Genomic DNA, 11,868 nt, shown 5'->3' on the forward strand with positions numbered 1-11,868 from the left:
AGCGCCGGGGCGGTCTTTCCCGGGCGGCATTTCATCTTTGGAGGAATGACCGTCCCGGCGCCGCGGCGGGAGGCGGCCGTTCTCCGATCCCGGCCGCCCGGGGAAGATACGTTCCGTGCCCACGATCCGCGCCGGGCGTGCGAGCGGCCCGTTTCCTGCTCCCCGCCTCGCCGTCTCGCTTTGTGAGGGTCCGCGAAACGGCGTAGGACGCGCGCATCGGCCCCCGTCACCCACCCGGATTCCCACGCCGATGATCAGTGCCTTCGACCTTTTCAAGATCGGCATCGGCCCGTCGAGCTCGCACACGGTCGGCCCCATGGTGGCGGCCCTGCGGTTCCGCGAGCGCGTCCGGGGCATGACGAACGTCGCGCGCATCCGGGCCGAACTGTTCGGGTCCCTGGCCTGGACCGGGCGCGGCCATGGCACCGACGTGGCCGTGGCCCTCGGCCTCCTCGGGCATGCGCCGGACCGGATCGATCCCGACGCCGTTGCGGGTCTCGTGGCGGATCTGGCCCGGGACAAGCGCCTGTGGCTCGGCGGCCCGGCCTTCGATCCCGCCCACGACCTCGTGTTCAATTTCACCGAAGTGCTTCCGCTCCACACCAACGGGATGCGGTTCACGGCCCTCGATGCGGCGGACGATTCCCGCCTCGCCCAGGTGTTCTATTCTGTGGGCGGCGGCTTCGTGGTGTCCGAAGCCGGGCCCGAGCCGGGACCGGAGGCGGCCTTTCCCCTGCCCTACGCCAGTGCGGCGGAACTCCTGGCGGTCTGTTCCCGCACCGGCCTGTCCATCGCCGCCGTGCAGCGGGCCAACGAGGGCGCGACCCGCTCGCCCGAAGCCGTGGATCAGGGCCTGGATGCCATCGCGGAGGCCATGTTCGCCTGCATCGAGCGCGGCCTGCGCCAGGGCGGTGAACTGCCCGGCGGCCTCAAGGTCCGGCGCCGGGCGCGACGCCTGCACGAGGACCTGACGGCCGGGCGCCTGCGCAACCTGCGCCCGGCCCATGAGATCGTCGACTGGATCAGCCTGTTCGCCCTCGCGGTGAACGAGGAGAACGCCTCGGGCGGTCGCGTGGTCACGGCACCCACCAACGGGGCGGCCGGCATCGTGCCGGCCGTCCTTCGCTACGCCCGCGATTTCTGCCCCGACTGGTCGGAGGCACGGGGGCGCGACTATCTGCTGACGGCCGCGGCTGTCGGCGGGCTGATCAAGACCCGTGCGTCGATCTCCGGCGCGGAGGTCGGGTGCCAAGGCGAGGTCGGCTCCGCCGCCGCCATGGCGGCCGCCGGGTTCGCGGCTTTCCTCGGCGGGTCGCCGGAGCAGGTCGAAAACGCCGCCGAGATCGCCATGGAACACCATCTCGGCATGACCTGCGATCCCATCGGCGGTCTGGTCCAGATCCCCTGCATCGAGCGCAACGCCTTCGGGGCCAACAAGGCCGTGGTGGCCGCCTCCCTGGCCCTACGGGGCGACGGTATCCACCGCGTCTCCCTCGACGAGGTCATCGAGACCATGCGCCAGACCGGTGCCGACATGCAGGACAAGTACAAGGAGACGTCCCTGGGGGGCCTCGCGGTGAACGTCTCGGCCTGCTGAGGTCGGGCCACCCGCCGGTTGCGGAAGGATACAGTGCTTTGTCGGTTGCGATCGGCACGCTTCGGCTTGCGGATGCGAAGATCCGTGTCATGCCTCTGTCCGGGGCGCGACGCGGATGGCGCCGGACCGGGGATGGACGATTGTGAGCTTCGGACTTCTGGCATTACTCGACGACGTTGCGGCCCTGGCCCGGGTGGCGGCGGCCTCCCTCGACGACGTGGTCGCCCAGGCCGGCAAGGCCGGCACCAAGGCGCTCGGCATCGTCATCGACGATGCCGCCGTGACGCCGCGCTACGTCGTGGGCTTCGCTGCCGCGCGCGAGTTGCCCATCGTCTGGCGCATCGCCGTGGGGTCACTCAAGAACAAGCTCCTGTTCCTGCTGCCGGGCGCCCTGCTGCTCAGCTACCTCGTGCCGTGGGTGATCACGCCCCTGCTCATGCTGGGTGGACTCTACCTCTGCTACGAGGGCGCCGAGAAGATCCTCCATGCCTTCGTGCCGGCCTCCGATCATGCCCCCGCGGCGGCGGTCGCCACCGGCCCGCAGGATGCTCAGGCGCAGGAAGACCAGCGCGTGCGCGGCGCGATCCAGACCGACTTCATCCTCTCGGCCGAGGTGATGGCCCTCACGCTGGCCTCCCTCACCACGGAATCGACGGTGACCCAGGCGGCGATCCTCGCCGTGGTGGGCATCGGCGTGACCCTCCTCGTCTACGGCGCCGTCGCCCTCATCGTGAAGGCGGACGATGCGGGCGTGGCGCTGGCCGCCAACGACCGCCCGGCCTCGACGCTGCTGGGCCTGCGCGACGCGGGACCGGGGGCCGCCTCCGGCCCGGACCGCGCCCTGCGACCGGTGACACGCGGGTTCGGACGCGCCCTCGTGGTCGGGATGCCGTACTTCCTCAGCGGTTTTGCCATCCTCGGTACCGCCGCGATGCTGTGGGTCGGCGGCGGCATCCTGCTACACGGCCTGGAGCATTTCGGCGTCACCGCCCCCGCCCACCTCGTCCACGATGCGGCGAAGTGGATGGCCATAGCGGTTCCGAGCGTTGCCGCCGCCGCAGAATGGCTCACCACCGCAACCCTGTCGGGCCTGATCGGTCTCGTTGCCGGGGGCCTGACGATTCCCGCGGCGCAGTTCGTCCTGGCACCCCTCGTCCGGTGGGTCCGCGCTCTGTTCGGGTCGGGCAAGACGGAGCCGGCGTCGGCTGGGCATTGAGGCGAGGCTCCAACCGGCCTCAGTCGGGCGTAGGGCGTTCGATGAACGCGATGGCCCGCTCGAAGCGGGCGCGCGTCGTGGCCTCGACCCGGGAGATGCCGAGGCTGCGCGCCATGAGGCGGACTCGGTCGGTGTCCGGGGTCCCGACGGGCACGGCTTCGGCGAGGGCGACGACCTCGGGCATCGGCGTCTCGGAATGGCCGCGCACGGCCGGATCGGCCGGACGATGGGGCCGGCTCCGGCTTGGCGCCTCGCCCGGCGGCCACAGCAGGGCGCGGCCCTCGTCGTCCGTGCGGGCGATGGCTCGGTCGATGCCATCGAGGATTGCGTCGCGGACGGGCGGGCTGACGCGGGCGATCCCATGGGCGCGACTGACGCGGCGCACGAGGACATCCTCGTAGATCGGTGCTTCGACGGCGAGGACGTGCGCGATCGCCGCTGCCAGGACCGGCCGGTAGGCAAGTTCGTAGAATCGGGCCGGTTCGATGGGCACGCCGATAGCGGCCGGATCGGCGAGGCGATAGCTCACTTGGGTCGATGGCGCCGGGTCGGGCGAAGTCGCGCGGTCGGCATAGAGCCGCGCCGGTGGAGCATCGTCGGATTCGGGCAGCGAGGCATCGGCGGAGCCACCGGTCGGCGCCTCAGCCGGCGAAGGACTCGAGGGTTCGGAAACCGTGGGAACGGGCGGTTCGGCGGCCGCCGCAACCTCGGCGGCCTGCCGGCGGTCGGCACTGAGATCGTCCGTCAGGCGTGCGTGGAGCTTTTCGAGGGCGCCGCCCGCATCCATCCACCAATCCGTGCTCCAGACCCGGCGGATGCGCCAGCCGAGGTCGACGAGCACCTGCTCGCGCAGACGGTCTCGGTCGCGGGCCGTGGCCGAGCGGTGATAGGTGGCGCCGTCGCACTCGATGCCGGCGAGATAGCGGCCCGGCGCGTCGGGGTGGACGACGCCGAGGTCGATCCGGAAGCCCGAGACTCCGATCTGGGTGTGGACGGTCCAGCCCCTGGCCGCCAGCGCCGCCATCACGGCGGCCTCGAAGGGCGATTCCACGTCGCCGCCGGTCGGGGCGAACGCCTCGGCGAGCGCCCTTGGGCCCCGCTCGGCGAACTCGAGGAAATGCTTGAAGTCGCGCACCCCGCGCGCACCGCTGCGGCCGAGATCGATCTGCTCGGGACGAAGGGATGCGAAGACCACGAGTTCGCGGCGCGCCCGGGTGATCGCGACGTTGAGGCGCCGGTGCCCGCCCTCCCGGTTGAGGGAGGAAACGGTACTGCCGACCCGGCCGGTCGCATCGGGTCCCACGGCCAAGGAGAACAGGATCGCGTCACGCTCGTCGCCCTGCACATTCTCGAGGTTCTTCACGAAGACCGGCTCGTGCCAGTGGTCACGGTCGAAGTACGGTTCGAGGTCGGGGTGCGCCCGGCGCTGCTCGTCCAGCAGGTTCTCGATGAGGCGCTGCTGCTCGCCGTTGAAGGTGACGATGCCGAGCGACCGGCGCTCGACGGCGAAGGCCGGCTCGCGCAGGCGCCGGACGATCTCGGCGACGACGGCCCGCGCCTCGGGCCGGTTCACGCGAGCTCCGCCGCGCTCGTAGAGTCCATCCGGCACCAGGGTGAGGCGAACCGCACGATCGTCGGTGACGGGCGATGGGAAGGTGACGAGCCGCCCGCCGTAATAGCGGGCGTTGGAGAACGCGATGAGGCTCTCGTGACGGCTGCGGTAGTGCCAGTCGAGGTTACGCCGCGGGATGTTGGCGGCGAGGCACTCGTCGAGGATCGATTCCTGGTCGGCGACGTCGGACCCGTCCTCGATGGTGTCGACGCCCCGGTCGCCGACGTTGGTCGGCGGCAATTGCTCGGGATCGCCGACGATCACCGCCTGCCGGCCGCGCGCGATGGCCCCGATGGCGTCCCAGGGTGCGATCTGCGAGGCCTCGTCAAAGATCACCACGTCGAACGGCGTCGAATCCGGGGGCCAGTACTGGGCGATGGAGAGCGGGCTCATCATCACGCAGGGAGTCAGCCGGGTCAGCGCCCTGGGCATCTTCGCGAACAGCTTGCGCAGGGGCATGTGCTGCGCCTTCTTCGTCAGCTCGCGCGAGAGGGTGCCCCATTCGGGATCCGCGCCGAAGGCGGTGGGGGCCGGGACGCCGTCGGCGAGCCGGGCGCGGACCACGCGCTTGGCGAGATCGGCCACCCGGATGTCGGCGGCGCGGAAGCGTGCGATGGCATCCTCGTGGCGCTCGGGTAGGAAACGGGCGAGGACGGGATCATCGGAGACCACCCGGTCGATCCACCAGCGCGCGTAGGCGGCCTCGAACGCAGGCTCGGCCGCGTCGGGCGTGAGCCGGCCGGTTTCCAGTCCATCGACGAGCGGGGCGAGGCCGGCGGCACGGGCGGTCGCGGAGGCGGCCTGCCACGCGCACCACGCCTGCGCTCGGTCGAGCCCACCGGCCCAATTCGAGATCCGCCTCAGGGTGGCGTCGATCCAGTCCGGCCCCGGCTCGATGGGCTCCTGGGGGTCGTTGCGGCCGGCGAGGCGTGCCAGTGCGGCTCCGGTCCGCGTGACGGCAGCCCGGTCGCGGCCGAACGCCCGGTAGGCCCGGGCGATGCCGCCCCCCTCGGCAAGCCCCCGCCCCTCGCCCCGAACGAACCGCACAAGGTGGTCGCGCAGGGCATCGCGCCCGGCGGTCTGTGGTCCGAGAGTCTGCGGACCGAGAACCGCCACGAGCTTCTCGATCTTCTCCGCCCAATCGAGGGGCGCCTGAAACGCGTCCGCGTTGGTCTCGGGCCGGTTCCAGGGAGGCTCGAGGCTGGCAAGCGGAGCGTCCTCCGGGCACCCGGCCCGGAGATGGCGGGCGACGGCGATGAGCCCGGCGAGGTCGGCGCCGAGATCGGTCGGCATCGGACCATCCACGTACGGTTTCACCCGCGCCTCGACGCGCCTGAGCCGGCCGCCGCGCATGAGGAAGTTGGCGCCCTCTGCCGCTACCCAATCGTCGAGGAGCGCCGGCAGGTCTGCGTCGAGGAGGCCCGTGCGGTAGTGGGCCGTGAGCCGCGCCAGCCCCGCGTCCCGTGCGGCTTGGAACCGTGCGCGCGCGGCGACGGCCCGGCGCAGGTCGCCCGTGGCATCGGCCAGGAAGGCGACGCCGCACGCCGCCTCCGGGCGAACGAGATAAGCGCCGAGGACGACGAGACCCCGCGTTCCGGCTACCGTAGACAGCAGCTCCGACAGGCCGAGGTCTCGCGCGAAGGTTTGGCCACTGGCCCGTAGGGCGGTCAGGGCATCCGTATGCGCTGTGATCGCCGCCGCGGTGGCATCCCGCCAGGCCGGCGACCAGTCCTTAGCCGCGAGGCCCAGCAGGGGATGGCCGACGGGCGAACCGAGGGCGGCCAAGACGGGCCGCAGGTCGCGGCAGGCGGTCCGAAGCTGCGCGAGGGTGGTGGCGTCGTGAGCACGGTGCTCGGGCCACGCAAGGGTGACGGGCGGGGCGGTGCTTCCCATGGAGACGACCCGGCCGAAGGCCTCGTAGGCGCTCATTCCGTTCTCGCGCCGACGATGTAGCGCAGTGACGAGGCGGTTGAGTTCGGTACGCAGGATGCCGAGTTCGCCCGTGGCGGCGCCCCACTCGGCCCGGGACGGCGCCGCGCGCTCGTGCCAGGCCTTCCGCAACTGCGCGAGCACGCTGGATTTCTGCGCCTTGGTCGAATGAACTTCGAGGCAGTGATCGCCGAGCCCGATCTCCTGCAGACGGCGGCGCACCACCTCCAGGGCGGCGGTCTTCTGCGAGACGAACAACACCGTGCGCCCCTGTGCCAGACAATGGGCGATCATGTTGCCGATGGTCTGGCTTTTGCCGGTGCCGGGCGGGCCGAACAGCACGAAATCCTTGCCCTGGCCCGCCGCGATCACGGCGGACAGCTGCGAGGAATCCGCCGAGAGCGGCGCGAACACCGTCTCGGGCGGGTGCTCGGCGTCGAGGCGACCCGGCTCTGGGAACGGTGTACCGTCGCCATAGGCGTGCTTCGGTGTCTCGAGGAGGTGGCGCACGACTGGGTTGCGTTTGAGGAGGTCGGCTCGGTCGACGAGATCCTTCCACATCAGGAATTTGGTGAACGAGAAGGTCGACAGGACGACGTCCGGCACGACCTCCCAGCCCTTGAGGTCACGGACGTGGCCGCGCACGGTTCGGATGATCGCGGCGACATCGATGCCGGCGCCGTCGCGCGGCAGGTCGTCCTCAAGTTCGGGCAGCGACAGACGGAAATCCTGGCGCAGCAATTCGATCAGCGTTGGATTGATGCGAATCTCGTCGTCATGCAGTGTGAGGCGGAACCCTGCCCGCGCGCTCGACCGCTGGAGGGCGACGGGGATGAGAAGCAGGGGCGCGCGGTGAGCCGCCTCGCCGGGTTTGCGCGTCCAGGACAGGAAGCCCGCGGCGAGGAACAGAATATTGGCCCCGCCTTCCTCGAAGCCGTTGCGGGCAAGGCGATAGAGATCGATGAGACGCCGATCGAGTTCGTCCGCCGTTAACGTCGTGTGGACATCGTCGCCGGCGAGGGCCGCGGCAACTTCCTGGCGCCGGGCGTCGTCCGACCGAAACCTCGGCGCCGCATTCGTGCTTTGACCCTCGGGGGCCTCGGGCGCGGGCATGAACCGAAAGGCGTGCCCGGCGGCGAGGCGATCTTCCAGTGTGTCCGCATCCGGGCATGCGAGGGTGACGGAAGCCTTGCCGGGCCTGAAGTTCAGGAGCTTGTTGCGCAGGGTGAGGTCGAGGAGCCGGCGCTTCCAGAGTTCGAGGCGGTCGACGGGCCCGGCGGGCGTAGGTTCGACCCAGCGGATCTCCTCGTCCCGGAACGGCGGCGGATCGGACAGCCCCCTGTCCAGGGACGCGAATTCGACGGGCGGCGGATCGATCGGCCGGGCGCCGCCGAGATCGAGGGGACGGATGCCGTGTCGGCGGCAGCGCCTGATGTCGAGAGCGACATCGAGGTCGGCGGGCGCGCCCTCCTCCGCCTGGCCAGCGCCATGCTTCACGGCCGCCTCGAACCGAGCCGGCGGCGTTCGGGTCAGCAGGGTGAGCTCCACGAGGATCATGTCCTCGAGATCCCGCCGTTTGCGCAAGGCCTGCATGTCGTCGAGGACGGCGCCCGGCAGCGCCGTATCCGTCAGCCACAGGCCCACCAGGGCGTGCCCCGTCGTCAGGACGACGAGGGGGCCGAGGCCGGCTTGTTCCAGGCACGCTGCGTAGAGGAGCGACAGGTCGAGACAGGTGCCGACCCGGCGCTCCAGAATGTCGGATGGCCCCCGAACCTTCTGCCCGGTCTGCTCGAAACTCGCCGGCGGCAGCACGTAGGCGAGGCGCCGGTCGGCCAGCGCCGCCCAGATCGACTCCGCCATTTCCCAGACCCGCGCCTTCGTGCCATCCGCGTAACCGTTCAGCGCAGGGTCGCGGCCGGCCGCCCGGAGCTTCGTCGCGGCGTCCCGTAAGATGCCGTCGACGGCCGGGTCGTTGGGACGGACGAAGGCGGCGAGGAGCTCCGGGGCGCTGGCCGCGCCGCCCCAATGGGTCGGCGGCAGTAAACGCAGGGTCCGCACGGTCTCGGCCACGGCGCCGCCGGCCTCCGTCAGGCTCACGACAAGATCGAAGTGGCTCGCCTCGGTGAAGCCGGCGAGGGCGGCCGCGTCGAGACGCATGTCGGATGTCGAAACAGTGTGGCTGGCGCCAGCCGCGACCCGGTCGATTCTCAGGATCAGGGGTCGCACAACTGGCGGACGACTCTCGATCCGCAGCGCGATCTCGCTCAGATCCGCCGCAAGGCCGTTGCGGACGACGATCTCCCGCAGCACGGGGATCGCGTTCGCATGAGTGGCAAGGCTGACGTGCTCTGCGCCCTCGCATCCGATCTCGATGAACCCGTCAGACACCGTCCGCTCCCTCCTTGGAAACGTCTTTTGGGGCTCATCCTGAGGTTGTGCAAGCGGTGCCTTACACCGTTCTCGGTGAAGGGGCGGTTTCGAAGATCACGCGGCTTCGCTGCGTTTCAAAAGCGGATTGGGCACGATGCGGGGCGGATGCCGACGGTTTTCACCAGATCTTCACATATGTAAGTCCAGAATCTCGCATGCGGACGGTGAAGCAATATCTGTATGACGAACGTGGCGCGACGGCAGTGGAGTTCGCCATCGTATCGCTTATCGCAATTCTGGTGATCGTCTTCATCCTGAGTGCGGCCCTGGTGCTTTATCTCAACCAAGTCCTCGACTACGCGACGGCTCAGGCGAGCCGGCAGATCATAACCGGTTCTGCGCAGGCCCAATCGATGGGCAGTTCGGCATTCCGGACCAGCTTGTGCAGCTATCTCCCGAGGCCGATTCCTTGCGAGAACATCGTCATCAATCTGTATGTGGTTCCGAAGGCCGGCGGCCCAGCGGGCTATTATACCTTCGTGAAGCCGGACAAGAGCGGTTTGCTGATCCCCGATTTGTCCAGCGGTTCTGGTAATTACACCCTCGGTGTTCGGGGCGACTTTCAGTATCTTCAGGTTATCTATCCGATCACGCTCCCCACCGTCGCGGTCATCTCCTGGCTGAGCGGGGGGACGGTCTACAGGGGCGCGCCGGCCTATCTCGCTGTCTCATCGGCGGCGTTCCGCAACGAGCAATTCTGATGAGCCGCGGGCCACTCCACGCCACGCGGCGCTTCCTGGGTGACCGGCGCGCTGTCTCGGCCATCGAATTCGCACTCATCCTGCCGGTTTTCCTGGCCATCATGGCCGGCGGCATCCAGCTGATCACCTATGTGAACGCATCACGAAAGATCGACCTGATCGCGAGTTCGATCAGCCAGATGATCGCTCAGACCGCCCCACCCCAAGGGTCGACGATCGCCACCGTGAACAGCCTCGACCTGCACTTCAGCTTCGACGCGGCACTGGTCCTGTTTCCCTATCTCATGACGGATGCACCTCAGCAAAATCTGGAATGGTGGCAGGATATCTCGATCAACTTCGCCAGCATCGTCTTTACGCCGAAAATCCTGACGTGCCTGACGAATTCCGATCCGACCGTCTGCTATCAGGCCAATGTCGCCTGGACGAGCACGGGGACCGCCGGCGGGAATTATCGCCCCTGCGCGATTCCGCAGAGTCCCGCCGCCGATGCCGCAGCGCCCTCGAGGACCTCTCTTCCGCGATCCGTCTTCGGACCCGATTCCATCATCGCCGTCGACGTCGTGTTTCTATTCCGCCCGACGTTCGGCGCCACGTTCATCGCGCCCGTGCGCATTGCACGATCCATTTATCTGCAGCCGCGCTACGCCACGCAGATCAAGTACGACATCACGAACGACGATGGGATCGCTGTGAAATGTCCTGGCTTCCTGTGAACAGGCTTCGCGGTCACGGAGCGGCCCTCGTTGCTTCGCGTCGAGGCAGTATCCCGGTTCTGTTCGGCCTCAGCCTGATCCCCATCATCGGCATGATCGGTCTTGGAGTCGATTATGGGATCGCAACCAGCAACAAGACCAAGCTCGACATGGCCGCCGACGCAGCCGCAATCGCGGCGGTCGTCACGGCCAAGGCCTACATTTCCAGCAATGCCGGCCAGACCAATGTCTCGGCCAACGCACTCGCAGCCGGCACCACCAAAGCGATCGATGCGTTTAACGCCAACACGGGCAACATCACTTTCGGGCAAGTCACGCTTGCAAACCCGCAGGTGACCCGAAACGCACAAACCCTGACCGCAGTGGTGAGCTATTCCGCCAATGTGAAGAACACCATCGGGCCGATCTTCGGCATGCCGACGACGCTGATTTCGAACACGGTGACAGCCTCGGCTGATGTTGCGAGCTATCTGGATTTCTACCTCATGGTCGATGTCTCGGGCTCCATGGGGCTGCCGTCGACGCCGAGCGCCATGAAAGATTTGGCTTTACTGAACGACGACATGTTCTCTGATTACCAACAAGGTTGTCAGTTCGCCTGTCATTTCTCAGCCACGAAAGATATACCGGGCACGCGAGATAAGCCGGCGTTCTCAGGCTGGACCACTGCCGTCCAGAGAAGTATACCGCTGCGCTCCGATGCCGTGAACACCGCGGTGTGTTCCCTCATCCTAAGGGCATCCACGCCGCTGGTACCGAACCAGTACAGGATCGGGATTTATCCATTCATCAATCAGCTTGCGACGCTGGTTGCCATGACAAGCAATATCATCAGCCTGCGCACGGCCGCCCAATGCGCCTCGAACCCGCCTCTCGCTTTCACGAACCTCCTCGACACCGGTGTCACACAGCTTTCGGTCAACGGCGACCCGAGCACCGGCACCGGAAGCGGGGGCACGCATTTCGAAACCGCACTTCCGACGATGAAAGCGACAATCACAAGCTTCGGGGATGGTTCCTCCGCCCGCACCCCTAAGCCTTTCGTGTTTCTCATTACGGATGGAATGCAGAACGATCAGCATTTCTGTGAGGTGCAGAGAGATGGTGACCCCTGCTATCCAATCCCAGGCAGCAACGATTACACTGGATACCCGTCGAAGTTCAGGAACTACAAAAACTCGAACTGGAGCATTGGTGGTTCGAAGCCCGCGCCCATGAATCCCTCTTTATGCGATCAACTCAAGAACTCGGGCGCAATCGTTTCGATCCTATACATTCCCTATAATATTATCAGTTTCCAAGACAATAGAGGCTCGATCGTCAGAGAGAATAAGACGGTCAACGAATTCAGCCAAAGGCTTTCAACTCCTTTGCGAGCTTGTGCTTCCCCGGGCTTTTTCTACACCGCAAATGCCCCAGCCGACATTACAGCTTCGCTGAATGCGATGTTCGATCAAGCTCTCCAGGTCGCCCGCCTGACCCGTTGATTATTGAGCGACCGCCGTTCGATCTCGAAGACGGCCTTGGTATGACGCCGACGGGCCTCCCCCGGATAGTGTGTCCCGAGGCTAGGGCCTGTCGTCGCCTGAACAGATTGGCTGGGCTTGCGTTTTCGTCTCTCTGATGGAGGAGGGACGATGCTGAGCGACGCGCAATGGGCTGATCTG

6 protein-coding genes are annotated in these 11,868 nt (G+C 67.6%); 5 read left to right on the forward strand and 1 reads right to left on the reverse strand.

Going from position 1 to position 11,868, the window contains the following annotated elements; translation table 11 throughout:
* Window positions 1-250 precede the first annotated feature (250 nt).
* Both ASF25_RS11800 and ASF25_RS11805 read left to right on the forward strand, forming a co-directional pair.
* Entirely contained in the window at window positions 251-1,597 is a 1,347-nt protein-coding gene (locus tag ASF25_RS11800) for an L-serine ammonia-lyase (protein WP_056304852.1), read from the forward strand.
* 142 nt (window positions 1,598-1,739) lie between these two features.
* Window positions 1,740-2,813, forward strand: coding sequence for a DUF808 domain-containing protein (locus tag ASF25_RS11805; protein ID WP_056304854.1), 1,074 nt, complete (start codon window positions 1,740-1,742; stop codon window positions 2,811-2,813).
* 19 nt (window positions 2,814-2,832) lie between these two features.
* On the opposite strand, the gene ASF25_RS11810 is transcribed toward ASF25_RS11805, so the two are convergent.
* A complete protein-coding gene (locus tag ASF25_RS11810) occupies window positions 2,833-8,742 on the reverse strand; it encodes a DUF3320 domain-containing protein (RefSeq protein WP_056304856.1) in 5,910 nt (1,969 codons plus the stop codon).
* A 197-nt stretch (window positions 8,743-8,939) separates the two neighbouring features.
* On the opposite strand from ASF25_RS11810, the gene ASF25_RS11815 reads away from it, so the two are divergent.
* From ASF25_RS11815 to ASF25_RS11825, 3 genes are read left to right on the forward strand one after another with little or no spacing between them, the layout of a single operon-like run.
* Window positions 8,940-9,485, forward strand: coding sequence for a TadE/TadG family type IV pilus assembly protein (locus ASF25_RS11815; protein WP_056304858.1), 546 nt, complete (start codon window positions 8,940-8,942; stop codon window positions 9,483-9,485).
* On the forward strand, window positions 9,485-10,201 hold the full coding sequence (locus ASF25_RS11820) for a TadE/TadG family type IV pilus assembly protein (protein WP_056304860.1): 717 nt from the start codon (window positions 9,485-9,487) through the stop codon (window positions 10,199-10,201). The genes ASF25_RS11815 and ASF25_RS11820 overlap by 1 nt, the downstream gene beginning before the upstream one ends.
* Window positions 10,183-11,688, forward strand: coding sequence for a pilus assembly protein TadG-related protein (locus ASF25_RS11825; RefSeq protein ID WP_056304862.1), 1,506 nt, complete (start codon window positions 10,183-10,185; stop codon window positions 11,686-11,688). Before ASF25_RS11820 ends, ASF25_RS11825 begins: the two co-directional genes overlap by 19 nt.
* Window positions 11,689-11,868: the final 180 nt, after the last annotated feature.

The organism is Methylobacterium sp. Leaf100 (assembly GCF_001422845.1).
Taxonomy (GTDB): domain Bacteria; phylum Pseudomonadota; class Alphaproteobacteria; order Rhizobiales; family Beijerinckiaceae; genus Methylobacterium.

Excerpts from the sequence above, each read along its gene's own strand:
- ASF25_RS11800 (WP_056304852.1), top strand. The coding sequence starts at position 251 with ATGATCAGTGCCTTCGACCTTTTCAAGATCGGCATCGGCCCGTCGAGC.
- ASF25_RS11815 (WP_056304858.1), top strand. The coding sequence starts at position 8,940 with ATGCGGACGGTGAAGCAATATCTGTATGACGAACGTGGCGCGACGGCA.
- ASF25_RS11820 (WP_056304860.1), top strand. The coding sequence starts at position 9,485 with ATGAGCCGCGGGCCACTCCACGCCACGCGGCGCTTCCTGGGTGACCGG.
- ASF25_RS11825 (WP_056304862.1), top strand. The coding sequence starts at position 10,183 with ATGTCCTGGCTTCCTGTGAACAGGCTTCGCGGTCACGGAGCGGCCCTC.